Below are 16,946 nucleotides of genomic sequence, written 5' to 3'. Positions count from 1 at the left end.
ATGCGTTAGATAGGTAAGGCCGTAGTCTGGCGCCGTGAACGATCCGTCCCAGGAGTCCCCGACCCCCTCGAACCCGCGCAAACCGCTCACGAGTCCGATCATGGTCTGTGCTTTCGAAGGGTGGAACGACGCGGGCGACGCCGCCAGCACCGCCATCGAGCACCTGCAACTCACCTGGGACGCCACCCCGCTCGCCGAGATCGACCCGGACGACTACTACGACTTCCAGGTGACGCGACCCACAGTCCGAATGGTGGACGGTGTCACCCGAAGGGTCGACTGGCCGACGACGCGGCTCTCGGTGTGCAGGCCTCCCGGTTCCCCGGTGGACGTGATCCTCGTGCACGGCATCGAGCCGAACATGAGGTGGCGCAAGTTCGCCGCCGAGCTGCTGGGCCACATCGACGCCCTCGGGGTGACGACCGTGGTGACGCTGGGTGCGCTGCTCATGGACACCCCCCACACCCGTCCCGTGCCTGTCACCGGCACCGCCTACGACCCGGACGCCGCCGCGAAGTTCGGGCTGGAGCACTCGAAGTACGAGGGTCCCACCGGGATCGTCGGCGTGTTCCAGGACGCGTGCGTGCAGGCCGGCATCCCGGCGATCTCGTTCTGGGCCGCGGTGCCGCACTACGTGTCGCAACCGCCCTCCCCCAAGGCCACGCTGGCCCTGCTGCACCGGGTGGAGGAGGTGCTCGACATCGAGGTTCCGCTCGGGGCGCTGCCCGAGCAGGCCGAGGAGTGGGAGCGCACCGTCACCGAGATGGCCGACGAGGACGAGGACGTGCGCAACTACGTGCGTGCCCTCGAGGAGCGCGGCGACGCGGCCATCCAGATCACCGAGGCCTCCGGGGACGACATCGCCGCGGAGTTCGAGCGGTACCTGCGCCGCCGCGGCCGCGGGCCGGGCTGGCCGTCGACCGGTCCACGCTGACCGTCGGTTCCGCTGAGGTTTTCGCAGGGTTTTCGCTGATAGGAGCCGTCCTGGTTGTTTGGACCAGGACGGCTTTTTCATGCTTCCGAGCTATCGAGGCGGGGTTTCCAGACGCCGAGGAATAGGCAACAAGATCCACCTCCAGACAGGAACCACCGTGTCTCTCGTGAGCAAGATCGTCGTTGCCGGTCTCGCTGCGGGCGGCGGCGTGCTGTTGGCCGTGTCGCCCGCCAGTGCAGCCCCCATCACCTCTGTCGACTCCATCGGGGAGAACGGCCCGCACACGGCCGTGAACGACGCCAGGGCGCAGTTCCAGGGCAACTTCTTCGGAGTGCAGGAGCAGGCGCAGAAGTTCGCCGCGGGACTCGGCGGCTGAAGAACTTAGCTAAGACAACGATCACAGCTCACTTTCGCCGCTCACCCCTCTAGGGTGGGCGGCGGAGGTGGCTGTGGGGCGGTTGGCACGCGCCGGGTTGTACGCCGGGGCTTTGATCGGGCCGTTCGGCGGCGCCGTCACCACGTCGATCCTGCCCGAGATCGGGGCGAGCTTCGGCCGCTCGGCGGGCGCGGCGGCCTCGACGCTGACGTTCTACCTCGTGCCGTTCGCGGTGCTGATGCTGGCATCGGGGACGTTCGCGCAACGCTGGGGTCCACAACGGACTGTCCGGATCGCGTACATCGCCTACGCGGTGGCTTCCTTGCTGGCCGCCTCCTCCTGGACGTTCGAGGTGCTGCTGGCCTCCCGCGTGCTGCAGGGTGCGGCGAACTCGTTCACCACACCGGTGCTGCTGGCCGTGGTCGCCGCCTCGACGCCGAAGGAGAAGCTCGGCCGCGCGCTGGGGCTGTTCGGGTCGATGCAGGCGGCCGGGCAGACGTCCGCCCCGCTCGTCGGCGGCCTCACCGCCGAGATCGACTGGCGGCTGGCGTTCGTGGTGATCGCGGTGGTGGCCACCGCGCTCGCGATCCTGGGCGTGCCGGAGACCGATGCCGAGCCGGAACGGGGTGCGAGCCTGCGCAGCGCGTTCGTGCCGAGCACGTTGCGGCCCGCGCTCGTGGGGTTCATCGGCTGGGGATGTCTCGGCGGGTTGTCGTTCCTGGTGGCGTTCCGGCTCGACGACGTCTTCGGGCTCGGCGCGGGCGAACGCGGTGTGCTGCTGACCGGGTTCGGCATCGTCGGCTTCGTGACCGCCCGGCAGGTCGGCAAGGCCATCGACCGGTTCGGTGCCACGACCACCGTGGTCATCGGCGCGACGCTGGGCGCCGGTCTCGTCGCGGCGGTGGGCACGACACCGATCGCGGCGCTCGCGGTCATCGCGTGGGCGCTCACCGGAGCGGCCGCTCAGGGTGTGTTGGTGAGCATCAACGCGTTGGTGCTGCAGAGCGAGAACGCCAACAGGGGCGGCAGCGTCAGTGTCGTGCAGTCACTGCGCTTCATGGGCGCCGCCGTGGCCCCGCTGGCGTTCGTCCCGCTCTACCAGTCCCATCCGTTGCTGGGCTTCCTGGTGCCGGCCGGTCTGCTGATCACGATCCCCGCGATCATCACGTGGTCAGGTCGCGGCGCCGGAACCCGGCGAAGCCCGCAGCCAGAAGCACCACCGCAACCCCGGTGAGCCACAGCAGCGGCCCCGCGGTGATGTCCGGGTACTTCGGGACGTGTGTGAACGGCGCGATGTCGATGACCCACTGATCGAGCTGCAGGGCCGGGCCGAGCAGCGTGATCACCAGCGACGCCGACACCACCGCCCAGCTCACGCCCGTGAGCTGTGGGAACAGCCCGAACAACGCCAGCGCGACCCCTGCGACCACCCAGGCCGCCGGGAGCTGGACCAGCGCCGCGCCGAGCATCTGCGGCAGGACCGTGCCGAGGTCGTCGGTCTGCAGGCCGTAGACGATGCCGAGGCCAAGACCCGCCGCCGCCAGCACGACCGCGCCGCCGACAAGGGCGAACACCGCGTGCGACGCGACCCAGCCCCAGCGCGAGACCGGTGTGGCGAGCAACGGCTCCGCGCGGAAGTCGGTCTCCTCGGAACGCAGCCGCAGCACCGCCTGCACCAGGTAGATCGAGGTGATCAGGCCCAGCAGCTGGGTGACGGTGGCGAAGAACGCGTCCACCATCGCGTCCGCCCCGCCGATCTTGCTGACGATCTGCCCGAGCGTCGGGTTGTCCTGCACCATCTGCCCGACGGCCTGAGCGACGCTGCCGTAGATCACGCCCACCCCGAACAGCGCGATGGACCAGCCGATCAGCGACCCCTTCTGCAGCCGCCACGCCAGCCCGAACGGGCTGCCGATCGTGCCGTGCGCCGGGCCGAGCCGCGCGGCGAGCAGGCCGAGCCCCACGTCCCGGCGGGTCACGATGTAGGCCGACACGCCCACCAGCAGCGTGAACGCCGCCAGCGGGAGCAGCAGCACCCAGAACCTGTTGTCGCCGAACGACCGCACGTGCTCGGTCCAGCCGATCGGCGAGAACCAGGTCAGCCACTGCGGGCCCGACTCCCCCGCCGCGTCGCCCGCCGCGCGCAGCAGGTAGGTGACGCCGAGGAATCCGCCCGCGATCGCGTTGGACACGCGCGAGTTCTCCGAGAGCTGCGCGGTGAACGCGCTGACGCCGGTGAAGACCAGCCCGACGCTCGCGGTGGAGAGGCCGAACGCGAAGGCTCCCGCCGGCGCGAGGTCCTTGCCCATGAGCGCCAACGCCTGCAGCAGCCCGATCAGCAGGCTCGTTCCGCCCGCGACGATCACGGCGGCGGCGAGTGGCGCGTGCCGTCCCACGACCGTGGCCGCGATGAGTTCGGTGCGGCCCGCTTCTTCTTCCGCGCGCGTGTGCCGGGTGACGACAAGCATGGCCATGATCGCGATGAACAGGCCGGAGAAGACGCCCCAGCGCCAGACGACCAGGCCGCCGAGCGACGACCAGTCGTGCAGCGGGCCGAGCATCGCCAGGAACGCGGAGTTGGCGTTCGCGGTGACACCGAGCAGTGCCCTCGATTCGGCGCTGCCGTACAGCTCTTCGAGCGCGGTCGTCGTCGAGTAGGTGACGCCGACCAGGAAGAGCACCCAGATGGGCAGCAGGATCCGGTCGCGGCGCAGGGCCAGCCGGACGAGGTGCCAGGTGCCGATCATTTCGCTTCCTCGTAGTGGCGCAGGAAGAGCTCTTCGAGCGTCGGCGGCTGCGAGGTCAGCGTGCGCACGCCCGAGGACGCGAGCTGCTTGAGCACCGGATCGAGCTTGTCGGAGTCGACCTCGAACTTGACGCGGTTGCCCTCGGCCACCAGGTCGTGCACGCCGGCCAGGTTCGTGAGGCCGTTGGGCGGGCCCGCGAGCTCGGCGGAGATGGACGTGCGCGTCAGGTGCCGCAGGTCGGACAACGTGCCGGTCTCGACGATGTGGCCGTTGCGGATGATGCTCACCCGATCGCACAGCGCCTCGACCTCGGCGAGGATGTGACTCGACAGCAGCACGGTGCGGCCGCGCTCGCGTTCGTCGTTGATGCAGTCCTGGAAGACGGCCTCCATCAACGGGTCCAGGCCCGAGGTCGGCTCGTCCAGGATCAGCAGCTCGACGTCGCTCGACAGCGCGGCGACGAGGGCGACCTTCTGCCGGTTGCCCTTGGAGTAGGTGCGGCCCTTCTTGCGCGGGTCCAGTTCGAACCGCTCCAGGAGCTGCTCGCGGCGTTGCTTGTTCAAGCCGCCGCGCAGGCGTCCGAGCAGGTCGATGACCTCGCCACCGGTCAGGTTGGGCCAGAGGTTGACGTCGCCGGGGACGTAGGCGAGGCGGCGGTGAAGGGCTGCGGTGTCCTTCCACGGGTCGCCGCCGAGGAGCCGTGCGGTGCCGGAGTCGGCACGCAGCAGGCCGAGGAGGATCCGGATCGTCGTCGACTTGCCCGCGCCGTTCGGGCCGAGGAAGCCGTGCACCTCACCGGTCTGGACGTCGAGGTTGAGATCGTCCAGTGCACGCGTCGGGCCGAAGGTCTTCACCAGGCCCGACACGGATATCGCAGATGTCATGGCCGGTAAGCTACACTTCTTTCACAACTTCGTGAAGTACGTAAATTTTGCCCGATCGGCTGACGGAAGGGGATGATGCCGCGGTGACCAGAGCTACCGAGCGTGACCAGCAGGCGGTGAGCCAGTTCGTCGAACGGTTCGGCGGGATTCTGGCGGACACCGGCATGGCGCGCATGCCGGCACGCATCCTCGCGGCGTTGTTGACAACGGACTCCGGGCGCCTCACCGCGGCCGAGATCGCCGACCTGCTGCAGATCAGTCCAGCGGCGGTGTCGGGCGCGGTGCGCTACCTCACGACGGTCCAGATCGTCACGCGGGAACGGGAGCCGGGATCTCGCCGGGACGTCTACCGGATGCGCGACAACGTCTGGTACGAGGCGACGTTCCGCAAGGACCAGATGCTGCTGATGATCGACGAGGTGCTCGCGGAGGGCGTCGAGGCGCTCGGCCACGACACCGAGGCGGGGCTGCGGCTGGACGAGACCCGCGAGTTCTTCCGGTTCTGCCACCAGGAACTCGGGACGCTGCTCGACCGGTGGCGCGTCCACCGCGAGCAGTGGCTGACCGAACGCTCCTGAAGCGCCATGAGGGTGACCTTCATGGACCTGAGGTCCATGAAGGTCACCCTCATGGCATTTAGTTTCAGCCCGTGACGAGCGTCAGGCTGTAGGTGGAGAGGATCTCGTTGACCGGCTGGAAGTAGGTCGTGCCGCCGCTGGTGCAGTTGCCGGAGCCACCCGAGGTGACGCCCTGCGCCTGCGTGCCGCTGACCCACGAGCCACCCGAGTCACCGGGCTCCGCGCACACGTCGGTGCGCGTCAGGCCGCTGACCGAGCCCTCCTGGTAGTTCACCGTCTGGTTCTTGGCCGAGACGGTGCCGCAGTGCCAGCCCGTGGTCGAGCCGGAGCGGCAGATCGACGCGCCGACCGCGGCCTCGGTGTGACCGGAGACGACGACGTCAGCGCCGCCGTAGTGGTTCACCTTGGCCGTGGGCGTCCACGCCGAGTTGGCCTTGACCCAGCCGTAGTCGTTGCCGGGGAAGGACGAGTCCTCGAACGCGCCGAGGTCGGTGCGGTCGACGCCCGCCACCTTGTCACCTGGGGACCCGCAGTGCCCGGCGGTCACGAACCCGCCCTCGACCGCGAACCCGACCGAGCAACGGCCGGCGTTGTTGATGTAGAACGCGTCGCCGCCCCGGATGTCCTTGAACAGCTGGGGTGCCTCGTCGGTCTCGACGACCTTCGCGAGGGTGCCCGCCTTCTCGGTGAACACCTTGGCGACCTCGGCCTGACCACGCTTGACGGTGATCGTGACGGCGTTGGCCACCGGGTCGACGAACCAGCCGGTGACGCCGGCAGGCGCCTTCTCGGCGTCGAGCCTGGCCTTGGCCGCGTCGAGGTCCTTCTGCTTGTTGGCGACGGTCTTGGGCTCCGCACCGAGCCGCTTGATGCGGTCGGCCTTGACGCCGTCCACACCCTCCGTCACACCGACGACGAGCTTGCCGAGCGACGCGTCGAACCACGCGCCACCGAATTCGTCACCGGCGAAGCCCTTCGCGACGTGCTGCAGGACCGCCGCCGCACTCTCCTGGCGCAGCCGATCCGCCGCCTGCCGGGCGTCCAGTCCGAGGTCGCGCTGCATCGCGGCGAGCAGGTCCGCTGATGGTTCCGGGGCGGCGACGGCGGCAGGGGAGACCGTCGTCGCGAGAGCACCGGCCAGCACCGCCACTGCCGCGACAGCCATGCGCTTCATAGGCACTTCTCCTCATTTTCGATTTGCAGGGCCGGATGTAACGCCGGACCGGGCAACCGCGATGAGGGGATCAGCTGTGCTGCAACACAGCTCGCACGACACCGGAAGCAATGGCGTCCCCAGGCGGCCGACCTGCCCGATCAGGTCGTTCCTCCGTCTGGGGGACGCTATGTTGTGCTGCCTACCGGACGGTAGGGCCGATCGAGGGGTGGAAGATCGGCATTCGGGTTGGTATAGGCAATCCAAATACGTTCTCTCAGCCTATTTCCGTGACGCAGAGCTATCGTTCGCGTTCACGTGAATTGTCAAATCTGTCAACAGTTCGCACTCGACGGCGTATCCCTCTGACCTGCGGTTTAGGGCTAGCGTGCAGACACCCTGTTCCCTGCACGAGGGAGAACCCTGCCATGCGAAGAGTCTTGGGTACGGGACTCGCCGCCGCCGCTGCCGTATGTCTGGCCGCCGCTGTGGTACCCGCCGCATCTGCTCAAGAAAACGTGGGGACGATTCTCGGCGCCGACCGCGTCGACGTCGTGAAGGACAGCTACATCGTCTCGCTGAAGGCCGACACGGCGTCGAGGGCCGCCGCACCGGGCTTGGCGAGCAAGTACGGCGGCCAGGTCGGTCAGATCTGGCAGCACGCGCTCAACGGCTTCTCGGTGAAGATGACGGCCAAGCAGGCCGAGCGTCTCGCCGGGGACCCGAAGGTCGCGTTCGTCCAGCAGGACGCCCAGGTGCACATGCTGGACGTCCAGCAGAACCCGCCGTCGTGGGGTCTGGACCGCGTTGACCAGCGCGACATGCCGCTGAGCAACAGCTACCAGTACGACACCACCGCGTCGAACGTGACGGCGTACATCATCGACACCGGCGTGCGCACCACGCACTCCACGTTCGGCTCGCCGAGCCGCGCGACGTGGGGCACCAACACCTCCGGTGACGGCAACAACAGCGACTGCAACGGCCACGGCACGCACGTGGCCGGCACCGTCGCGGGCTCGCAGTACGGCCTCGCGAAGGCCGCCAAGGTCGTCGCCGTCAAGGTGCTGAACTGCGCCGGCTCCGGCACGACCGCCGGCGTCGTCGGCGGCATCGACTGGGTGACGGCGAACGCGGTCAAGCCCGCTGTCGCCAACATGTCGCTCGGCGGCGGCGCGGACGCCACCCTGGACGCGGCCGTGCGCCGCTCCATCGCGTCCGGCGTCACCTACGCCATCGCGTCCGGCAACTCGAACACCGACGCCTGCAGCACCTCGCCTGCACGCGTCACCGAGGCGATCACCGTCAACGCGTCGACCAACACCGACGCGCGCGCCTCGTTCTCCAACTTCGGCTCCTGCACGGACATCTACGCACCGGGTCAGAACATCGTGTCGTCGTGGAACACCAACGACACCGCGACGAACAACATCTCCGGTACGTCGATGGCCACCCCGCACGTCGCGGGCGCAGCGGCCCTGTGGCTCGCCACGCACCCGACCGACAGCCCGGCCGCGGTGTGGAACGGCCTGAACGCCGCCTCCACTCCCAACAAGATCACCAACGTCGGCGCGAACACGCCGAACAAGCTCCTCTACACGCTCTTCGGTGGCGTGCAGCCGGGCAACCCCTCGGTGACGAACCCCGGTACCCAGACCTCCACGGTCGGTTCCCCGGCGTCGTTGCAGCTCGCGGCCACCGGCGGCACCGCGCCGTACACGTGGTCCGTGAGCGGCCTCCCGGCCGGCCTGTCGGCGTCCGCCTCCGGCGCGATCTCCGGCACGCCGACCACGGCGGGCACCTCCACCGTGACGGCCACGGTGACCGACTCGGCGAACAAGACCGGCACGGCCACGTTCTCGTGGGTCGTGAACGCGGTTGGTGGCGGCTGTGACGCCAAGACCAACTCCACCCCGGTCGCGATCCCGGACCAGCAGACCGTGACGAGCACCATCGCGATCGCGGGCTGTGCGGGCAACGCGTCGGCCACGGCGTCCATCAAGGTCTCGATCACGCACACCTACAAGGGCGACCTCGTGGTGGACCTGATCGCGCCGGACGGCACGGTCTACAACCTGCACAACCGCACCGGCGGCTCGGCGGACAACATCAACGAGACGTACGCCCGCAACCTCTCCTCCGAGGTGGCGAACGGTACGTGGACGCTGCGAGTGCGTGACGCCGCGTTCCTCGACAGCGGCACGCTGAACAACTGGACGCTCGACGTCTGAGTTGATCGGCTGTAGTTCCTGAACACGAGACCGCCCCCGGTGCTTCCGCCTCGGGGGCGGTTTCCTTCACCGGTCGAGCAGCTCCCGGTAGTACTCCGCCGCGGCCTGGTCCCCGATCCTGTCCGCGGCTTCGACAGCTGCTCGCAGCACCACCGGAGGCAGCCTGGGCACGTCACGCGCCTGCCGGTCCGCCTCGGCGAACACCTCCCGCGCCAGCTCCTGTTCCGCCCGCCGGGCCAGGAAGAAGAGCTCGCGCACGAACCCGCCGCTGCTGACCGGCTCACGCGGGCACTCGCGCAGAGCCTCCCAAGCGGCGCGGTGGTTCCCCGACCGGCGTTCGAGACTGGCCAGCCGCTGCAACGCCATCGCGCGGTCCCCGCTCACGAACGCGAGCCCCTCCCGCGCGACCTGTGCCGCCTCCGCGAGCTCGCCCAGTTCGATCAGGTGGAAGCGGAGCAGGTCCAGCGTGGCCTCGTCCCGCTCGCGGTCCTGCAACCACCGGTCCAGCTCCGCGCGGGCGAGCTCCTTCTCCCCCGCCAGCGTCGCGCGTTCCACCAGGGTCAGCGCGTCCTCGTCGGCCGGATCAGCGGGGAAGTACTCGCACCGGTGCTCCCACCACTCCGCCAGATCCTCGTCGTCCAGGTCGTGGCTCCGCAGCATCTCCAGCACGTCGTCGCGGTCGGGGTGGTCGCTGGCGCGGACGTGGTCGAGCGTGGCCTGCACTCCGGCCGCGAAGAGGTGCTCCACGTCGTAGGCACACCCGGCGTCGAAGTTGGCCCGCTTGATCGCGTGGTGCCGCCACACGTCCTCGGGCTGCCGGTGCCCGGCGAGCAGGAACCCGGCCAGCTCCGCCGCCTCACCCAGCCCCTGCTCCTCGCTGCGGTACCGCGCCTCCTGCTCAGCCAGGTAGCGCAGGAGGGGCAGATCCCCGGCCTGGCGGTCGTACTGCAGCGCCCACAGGACCTTCGCGCGCCGCACCTCGTTCGCGTCGCTCGTGTCCGGGGTGGGCTGGTAGCGCAGCTCCTGCCACGCCTCTTCCGATTCCCGCATGCGCGCCAGATCGCGCCGTGCCGCCTCCATCACGTGCCCAGGATCGCAGGACTCATGCTTCGCCAGTGAGTTCTGGGGGCAGATGGCAGGTCGTCGTGCACAACGACGACTTCAACGATCTCCGGGTTCACCGCGGCTGAGGCCTGGGAGAAGACGAAGACCATCCACTACGCGGGCCGGACGGTGGCCGGCAAGTACGCAGACCGCTCCGGCGCGGAAGCCGCCGCGCTGGCCCTCGTCCGGCCGGGCCCGCACCAGGCGTTGGTGGCGGCACTGGAACCCCGTGCCGCCACCGGCTGGCTTTAGAGCGCCACGCCCAGCAGGGCGTCGACCGCGACGCTGATCTGATCCGGCCCGTGCGAGTCCGACCCACCTGTGGACAGCGCCTCATCCGCCCAAGCATCGATCGCAGCCAGCGCCTTGGGCGTGTCGAGGTCGTTGCCCAGGTGGTCACGCAGGCGCGTCACCGTGTCCGCACCGGACGGACCGGAGTCCAGGTTGGCCGCCTTGCGCCACTTCGCCAGCCGCTCCAGCGCCTCGTCCAGCAGCGACTGGGTCCAGGGGCGGTCGGCGCGGTAGTGGCCGGACAACAGAGCCAGCCTGATCGCGTTCGGGTCGACCTTCTGGCAACGCAGCTTGGAGACGAAGACGAGGTTGCCGCGCGACTTCGACATCTTCTCGCCGTCCAAGCCGATCATTCCCGCGTGCACGTAGTGGCGGGCGAACGGGTGCTGGCCGGTCTGGGCCTCGGCGTGCGCGGCGGAGTACTCGTGGTGCGGGAAGATCAGGTCGGAGCCGCCGCCCTGGACGTCGAAGCCGACGCCGAGGCGGTTGTGGGCGATAGCGGAGCATTCGACGTGCCAGCCGGGGCGGCCCTCGCCCAGTTCGGACGGCCACGACGGTTCGCCGGGCCGCTTCATGCGCCACAGCAGGGCGTCGAGCGGGTGGCGCTTGCCAGGGCGGTCCGGGTCGCCGCCGCGTTCGGCGAACAGCCCGAGCATCTTCTCGGCGGAGTAGTTCGACTCGTAGCCGAAGCGGCCGGTGGCGTTGTGCTCGAAGTAGATGTCCGGGTACTCGTCGTCCTCGACGCGGTAGGCGACGCCGGCGCTCAGCAGCTTGGCGACGACCTCGATGATCTCCGGAACGGCCTCGACGACACCGACGTAGTCCTGCGGCGGTAGCACGCGCAGAGCTTCCATGTCCTCGCGGAAGAGGGCGGTCTCGCGCATGGCGAGCACCTCCCAGTCGTCCTGGTCGCGGATGGCGCGTTCGAGCAGCGGGTCGTCGACGTCGGTGACGTTCTGGACGTAGTGCACGTTGTGGCCGTTGTCGAGCCAGATCCGGTGCACGAGGTCGAACGCCAGGTAGGTGGCGGCGTGGCCGAGGTGCGTCGCGTCGTACGGTGTGATGCCGCAGACGTACAACCTGGCGGTGTCTCCTGGAGCCGTGGGGCGAACCTCGCCCGTAGCCGTGTCGAACAGCCGCAGCGGGCGGGGGTCCCCCGGAACCCGCGGCACAGGAATGGATGACCAGGTCTGCATGCGTCCGACACTAACGCGTACCTCCGGACGGAGTGCACTTTCCGCCAGCTGGGATGACCCGCCAGGACAGAATCGTCGAAGACCGTTGACGACGTTGTCATGGCCTCCCTAGCGTCCCGAGACATGCTTCGTGTCGTAGTTGCCACGTTGATAGCCCTGTCACTGTCCCCCGCAACCGCCTCGCAAGCCGCCGCAGCGCAGAACCTGGATGCCCTGGCGTACCTGGAGAACCCCCGGATGACCGGGGAAGGCCAGGAGGCGCCTCACCCCGACCTCAAGCCGGAACGCAGACTCAGCCTCAACGGCGAGTGGCGCATCCGGATGTTCGACAAGCCGCAGGACGTCAAGCCCACCCCGGATGGCTGGCGGACGGTCCAGGTGCCGCACACGTGGCAGACGGACTTCCTCGACCACCCGATGTTCCGCAACATCCCGACCGAGATGTACCCGGACAACCCGCCGAACGTCCCGCACGACGTCAACCCCACCGGCGTGTACGAGAAGGCGTTCACCCTCCCCGCGAACTGGGACCGCACGCTGCTCCGCTTCGAGGGCGTGACCAGCGGATACTTCGTCTGGGTCAACGACACCTACGTCGGTTACGACCAGGGCGGCTACACGCCCGCCGAGTTCGACATCACGAGCAAGCTCAAGGCCGGCCGCAACACCCTGAGGGTCCAGGTCCACCGCTGGGGCTCCGGCTCCCACCTGGAGGACTACGACCAGTGGCGGTTCTCCGGCATCTTCCGCGACGTCTGGCTCTACTCGACGCCCAAGACGTTCCTGAAGGACGTCACGATCAAGACCGACCTGGACGCCCAGTACCGCGACGCCACGATCAAGACCGACGTCGTCATCGGCGGCACGCAGGCCGGCCACACGGTCCGGACCAGGCTTTTCGACCCGCAGGGCCGTGAGGTTCCCGTCCAGAACGGCACCGTCGCGAACCCGCTGAAGTGGACCGACGAGACACCGAACGTCTACGAGCTCCGCATCGAGCTGATCAAGGACGGCCGCGTGATCCAGACCGGCAGGCAGCCGGTCGGGTTCCGCAAGATCGAGATCATCGACAAGCAGCTGAAGATCAACGGCAAGCGCGTGCTGTTCCGCGGCACCAACCGCGCGGAGACGTCGACCCACGGCAGCAGGTACGTCACCCGTGCTGACCAGGAAAAAGACGTCCAGTTGATGAAGCAGTTCAACATCAACGCGGTGCGCACCTCGCACTACCCCAGCGACCCGTACTTCTACGAGCTCGCGGACCGCAACGGTCTGATGATCGCCGACGAGGTCGACATCGAGACCCACCACCACGACAGCTGCCCGAACAACTGCCTGGCCGAGCGCCCGGAGTGGCAGGACGCGTTCCAGAACCGGTTCGTCGACATGATGCAGCGGGACAAGAACCACCCGAGCGTGATCATGTGGGACACCGGCAACGAGGCCGGCCTCGGCAAGGCGCACTACACGATGGCCGACTACGCCAAGAAGAACGACACCCGCCCGCTGTACCACCAGCCCAACGGGCCGGACGGCGACGCGCCGTACGCGGACGTCTGGGGTCCCCGCTACCCCTCGCCGGCGAGCCTGGAGGCCAAGGCGAAGACGACCACCAAGCCGATCATCATGGGCGAGTACGCGCACGCGATGGGCAACAGTCTCGGCAACTTCAAGGAGTTCTGGGACGTCGTGCGCGCCTATCCGCAGGTGCAGGGCGGCTTCATCTGGGACTGGGCCGAGCAGAACATCGCTCTGCCGCTCTTCACGACCCCGGACGACGCCAGCGGGATCATGACCTGGCTGTCCGGCAAACCGTCGCATGTGGACGGACCGAAGGGCAAGGCCCTGGAGCTGAGCGGACTCGACGACTTCGTGGAGGTCTACCGCGACCGCAAGCTCGACGAGGTGAGCACCGGCCTCACACTCGACGCGTGGGTCAAGCCCGCCGAGTGGACCGGTGACTTCACCGTCATCTCGAAGGGCAACCGCCAGTACGCGCTGAAGATGGCGAACCGGACCACCCTGGAGTTCTTCATCTACGGCGGCGGCACCTGGCGCACGGTCACCGCCGCGGTCCCCGCCGACTTCTACGGCAACTGGCACCGCGTCACGGGCACGTTCGACGGCACCAGGCTGCGCCTGCTGATCGACGGCAAGGAGGTCGGGACCACCGCCTACACCGGCACGATCGACCGGTCGCACTGGCCGGTCAACCTCGGCCGCAACGCCGAGACCATGCAGGAGAACATGAACACCCGGACCGCACACGGCACGATCGACCAGGCCCGGATCTACCACCGGGCCCTGACCGACGCGGAACTCGCGGCCGACCCGAAGCAGAGCGCCGTGCTGGCGCTCGACTTCGAGAAGCTGGAGGACAAGGGCCGCAAGGAGTCCTACGGCGCGGGCACCGGCGGCGTCGACGGCGTGGTGTGGGCCGATCGCAGGCCGCAGCCGGAGACCACCGAGCTGATGGCGGTCCACTCCCCCATCCGGTTCTCCTTCGCGGACAACAAGCTCACGACCGTCAGCGAACGCCAGTTCACCGGCACCGACGACCTGGAACTGCGCTGGCAGGTCCAGGACAACGGCCGCACGATCGCCCAGCACCGCGGCAAGCTCCAGCCCGGCACGATCACGCTGCCGGACTTCAGGGCGCCGACCGAACGCTGGCTGACCGTCCGAGCCACGGACCGGCAGGGCAACGACGTCGGCATCGGCCAGTTCTCACTGGGCGGCACCCAGATCGCCGGCCTGCACGTGCCCGGGGTGAACGGCAAGCTGGCGACCACCGAGAGCGCCGACGAGATCGTGGTGTCCGGCAAGGACTTCCGGTACGTGGTCAGCAAGGCTTCCGGCACGCTCACCTCGATGCGGGTGCGCGGCACCGAGCTGCTGAAGACCGGCCCGGAGCTGGACGCGTGGCGGGCACCGCTGTCCAACGAGTTCATGAGCGAGGACAACTCCTGGTACCGCAACGGCCTCGACCGGCTCAAGACCACGCCGTCGAGCGTCACGGTCACCCAGAACGGCGCGGACACGGTGATCACGGCCAAATCGACCGCGCAGGCGGTGCAGAACGCGTCGTTCGGCCAGACCTTCACCTACCGGGTCACCGGTGACGGCGAGATCCACGTCGGCCACCGGGTCGCCGCGAAGGACCGCATGCGCGACCTCTCGTACCTGCCCGGCATCGGTTTCACGCTCAAGGTGCCGGACAACTACCAGAAGTTCACCTGGTACGGCCGCGGTCCCGGCGAGAACTACGACGACCGCAAGGCCGGCAACCCGGTCGGCGTCTACCAGTCCACTGTGGACAAGGAGTTCAACGACTACTACAAGCCGCAGGACTTCGGCAACCACGCGGACACCCGCTGGGCGACGCTGTCCAACGGCAAGGCGGGCCTGCTCGTCGCGGGTGACCTGGACGTGCGGGTGTCACGCTACGACGACCTGGACCGGGCGCCGTACCCGTTCGCGCTCAAGAAGAACGACGGCTGGACCACCCTGCACGCGTCCCATCGGGTGACGGGCGTCAGCGAGACGTTCCACGAGCCGTTGCCGCAGTACCAGGTGGAGGCGGGCAACGAGTACGCGTACTCAGTGCTGCTGCGCCCGCTCACGCCGGCGGAGGCCGCGACGGGCAAGCTCGGCAGCCGGGTGGACTGCGCTCCCGAGGTCGAGCTGAAGGCCGCGGACACCGCTCTGGAACCTGGCGAGCAGGTCGAGGCCGAACTGGTGGTGACCGAGCCGTGCCCCGGCCCGATCACCGCCCGCCTGACCGCGCCGGAGAACTGGTCGGTCACGCCCGAGACCGTCGACCTCACCGGCGGCTCCGCGAAGGTGACGATCAAGCGCGACGGTGGGCAGACCGGCACCCGGCCGGTGTTCGTCCAGGTCACCGCGGGCAAGGCCACGACGTCGCTGACCCGCGACTTCACGGCCACCCCGCCCGCGCCGCGCGGAGAGGCCGCGGTGTCGGCGCTGGAGTTCCTCAGCGACAGCAACGGCTGGGGCCCGATCGAACGCGACCGCAGCAACGGCGAGAACCAAGGTGGTGACGGCAACCAGATCAGTCTGCGTGGCGCCAAGTTCGACAAGGGCCTCGGTGTGCACGCCGATTCGGAGTTCGCCGTCTACACCGGCGGGAAGTGCCGGGCGCTGACCGCCACGATCGGTGTCGACGACGAGACGAACGGCAGCGGCAGCGTCCGGTTCGAGGTGCTGAAGGACGGCCAGTCCGTCTACCAAAGCCCTGTGCTGACAGGACAAAGCGCGGCCGTGCCGATCACGGTGGACACGTCTGGAGCAACAGTGGTGACGTTCCGAGTCACAGACGGAGGTGACGGCAACGCCTGGGATCACTCAGACTGGGCAAACCCAGTCCTGAGCTGCAACGCGGGGTGACCACAATCCTTCACCGCGTCTTTCACCGCTCAGCAGGACACCTGACGGCACCGGCCCCCGCCCCCCATATGACCGATATGGGGGGCGGGGGCCGGCACCGTGATGCGCCCGTCCGAGGGGCGAAAGACGCGGCAAAGGTTAGTGGTCACCCCGCGTGGGCGTACCGTTGGAGATCAAGGGCATTCGCCGGAGAAGGGCGGGGTCTCATGATCTTCTTCGAAATCCTCGGCGGGCTGATCGCGCTCGGCGGTCTGGGCGCCGCGATGAGCGCCAGAGTGATCAAACAGTTCGAACAGGGACTGGTGTTCCGGTTCGGCAAGCTCCAGCAGGGCGTGCGCGGGCCAGGGCTGACGATGCTGATCCCCGGAGTGGACCAACTCCGGAAGGTCAACCTGCAGATCGTCACCCTGCCCGTGCCCGCTCAGGACGGCATCACCCGCGACAACGTGACCGTGCGCGTGGATGCCGTCGTGTACTTCAAGGTGCAGGACCCGGCGAAGGCCGTCATCAACGTCGAGGACTACCGATTCGCGATGTTGCAGGTGGCGCAGACGTCGTTGCGGTCGATCATCGGCAAGAGCGAGCTGGACGACCTGCTGTCCAACCGCGAGCGGCTCAACCAGGGGCTCGAGCTGATGATCGACACGCCCGCGCTGGCGTGGGGCATCGACATCGACCGCGTCGAGATCAAGGACGTGGCGCTCCCCGAAAGCATGAAGCGCTCGATGTCGCGGCAGGCCGAGGCCGAACGCGAACGGCGAGCTCGCATCATCACCGCGGACGGCGAGCTGCAGGCGTCCAAGAAGCTCTCCGAGGCCGCCGGAACCATGGAGGCGACGCCCGGCGCGCTCCAGCTCCGGCTGCTCCAAACCATCGTCGAGGTGGCCGCGGAGAAGAACTCCACCCTGGTGCTGCCGTTCCCGGTGGAGCTCCTGAGGTTTCTCGAGAAGAACACCAGCCTGGAGCTACCCAAGGATTCGTCCGAGTGAGTTAACCGGCGTAACGCCGCTTCCCCCAGAACGACGTCTGGACAGGGGGTAGTGAC

At 68.6% G+C, this 16,946-nt stretch carries 13 protein-coding genes; 8 read left to right on the top strand and 5 right to left on the bottom strand.

What is annotated here, in order from left to right; all coding sequences use genetic code 11:
* Positions 1 to 34 precede the first annotated feature (34 nt).
* The 3 genes from ACIA8G_RS01350 (at position 35) to ACIA8G_RS01340 (ending at position 2,544) form a co-directional block, all read left to right on the top strand.
* A complete protein-coding gene (locus tag ACIA8G_RS01350) occupies positions 35 to 934 on the top strand; it encodes a PAC2 family protein (protein WP_396416254.1) in 900 nt (299 codons plus the stop codon).
* Between the two features lie 166 nt (positions 935 to 1,100).
* On the top strand, positions 1,101 to 1,310 hold the full coding sequence (locus tag ACIA8G_RS01345) for a hypothetical protein (protein ID WP_396416253.1): 210 nt from the start codon (positions 1,101 to 1,103) through the stop codon (positions 1,308 to 1,310).
* Between the two features lie 73 nt (positions 1,311 to 1,383).
* Positions 1,384 to 2,544 (top strand): MFS transporter, encoded by a 1,161-nt coding sequence (locus ACIA8G_RS01340; RefSeq protein ID WP_396416252.1) that lies wholly within the window; start codon positions 1,384 to 1,386, stop codon positions 2,542 to 2,544.
* On the opposite strand, the gene ACIA8G_RS01335 is transcribed toward ACIA8G_RS01340, so the two are convergent.
* Both ACIA8G_RS01335 and ACIA8G_RS01330 read right to left on the bottom strand, forming a co-directional pair.
* Positions 2,474 to 4,057: an ABC transporter permease gene (locus ACIA8G_RS01335; protein ID WP_396416251.1), complete on the bottom strand. Its 1,584-nt coding sequence runs from the start codon at positions 4,055 to 4,057 to the stop codon at positions 2,474 to 2,476. The two genes, ACIA8G_RS01340 and ACIA8G_RS01335, sit on opposite strands and share 71 nt — an antisense overlap.
* Positions 4,054 to 4,941 carry an ATP-binding cassette domain-containing protein gene (locus ACIA8G_RS01330; protein ID WP_396416250.1) on the bottom strand — a complete coding sequence of 296 codons (888 nt, stop codon included), beginning with the start codon at positions 4,939 to 4,941 and terminating at the stop codon, positions 4,054 to 4,056. The genes ACIA8G_RS01335 and ACIA8G_RS01330 overlap by 4 nt, the downstream gene beginning before the upstream one ends.
* Positions 4,942 to 5,024: 83 nt before the next feature.
* On the opposite strand from ACIA8G_RS01330, the gene ACIA8G_RS01325 reads away from it, so the two are divergent.
* Positions 5,025 to 5,519 carry a GbsR/MarR family transcriptional regulator gene (locus tag ACIA8G_RS01325; RefSeq protein ID WP_396416249.1) on the top strand — a complete coding sequence of 165 codons (495 nt, stop codon included), beginning with the start codon at positions 5,025 to 5,027 and terminating at the stop codon, positions 5,517 to 5,519.
* A gap of 64 nt (positions 5,520 to 5,583) precedes the next feature.
* Here the strand turns inward: ACIA8G_RS01325 and ACIA8G_RS01320 are convergent, their stop codons facing one another.
* Positions 5,584 to 6,693 carry a S1 family peptidase gene (locus ACIA8G_RS01320; protein WP_396416248.1) on the bottom strand — a complete coding sequence of 370 codons (1,110 nt, stop codon included), beginning with the start codon at positions 6,691 to 6,693 and terminating at the stop codon, positions 5,584 to 5,586.
* Positions 6,694 to 7,190: 497 nt separating this feature from the next.
* On the opposite strand from ACIA8G_RS01320, the gene ACIA8G_RS01315 reads away from it, so the two are divergent.
* Entirely contained in the window at positions 7,191 to 8,903 is a 1,713-nt protein-coding gene (locus tag ACIA8G_RS01315; RefSeq protein WP_396416247.1) for a S8 family peptidase, read from the top strand.
* 66 nt (positions 8,904 to 8,969) lie between these two features.
* Here ACIA8G_RS01315 and ACIA8G_RS01310 read toward each other — a convergent pair whose 3' ends face one another.
* Complete coding sequence (locus ACIA8G_RS01310; protein ID WP_396416246.1) at positions 8,970 to 9,986, bottom strand: hypothetical protein; 1,017 nt, start codon at positions 9,984 to 9,986, stop codon at positions 8,970 to 8,972.
* A 150-nt stretch (positions 9,987 to 10,136) separates the two neighbouring features.
* Between ACIA8G_RS01310 and ACIA8G_RS01305 the strand changes: the two genes are divergently transcribed.
* A complete protein-coding gene (locus tag ACIA8G_RS01305; protein ID WP_396416245.1) occupies positions 10,137 to 10,259 on the top strand; it encodes a hypothetical protein in 123 nt (40 codons plus the stop codon).
* Here ACIA8G_RS01305 and mshC read toward each other — a convergent pair.
* Positions 10,256 to 11,494, bottom strand: a complete 1,239-nt coding sequence (mshC, locus tag ACIA8G_RS01300; protein ID WP_396416244.1) for a cysteine--1-D-myo-inosityl 2-amino-2-deoxy-alpha-D-glucopyranoside ligase — start codon at positions 11,492 to 11,494, stop codon at positions 10,256 to 10,258. The genes ACIA8G_RS01305 and mshC overlap by 4 nt on opposite strands.
* Positions 11,495 to 11,617: 123 nt before the next feature.
* Here mshC and ACIA8G_RS01295 point away from each other — a divergent pair, with 123 nt between their 5' ends.
* Positions 11,618 to 15,901 carry a glycoside hydrolase family 2 TIM barrel-domain containing protein gene (locus ACIA8G_RS01295; RefSeq protein ID WP_396416243.1) on the top strand — a complete coding sequence of 1,428 codons (4,284 nt, stop codon included), beginning with the start codon at positions 11,618 to 11,620 and terminating at the stop codon, positions 15,899 to 15,901.
* 209 nt (positions 15,902 to 16,110) lie between these two features.
* The gene (locus tag ACIA8G_RS01290; protein ID WP_396417292.1) at positions 16,111 to 16,890 is read left to right on the top strand and encodes a slipin family protein; all 780 of its coding nucleotides are present in this window, start codon (positions 16,111 to 16,113) and stop codon (positions 16,888 to 16,890) included.
* Positions 16,891 to 16,946 lie beyond the last annotated feature (56 nt).

Source organism: Lentzea sp. NPDC051213 (assembly GCF_044455585.1).
Lineage (GTDB): Bacteria > Actinomycetota > Actinomycetes > Mycobacteriales > Pseudonocardiaceae > Lentzea.
Note: the sequence above shows the minus strand (reverse complement) of the source record. Positions and strands in the feature narration are given on the sequence as shown.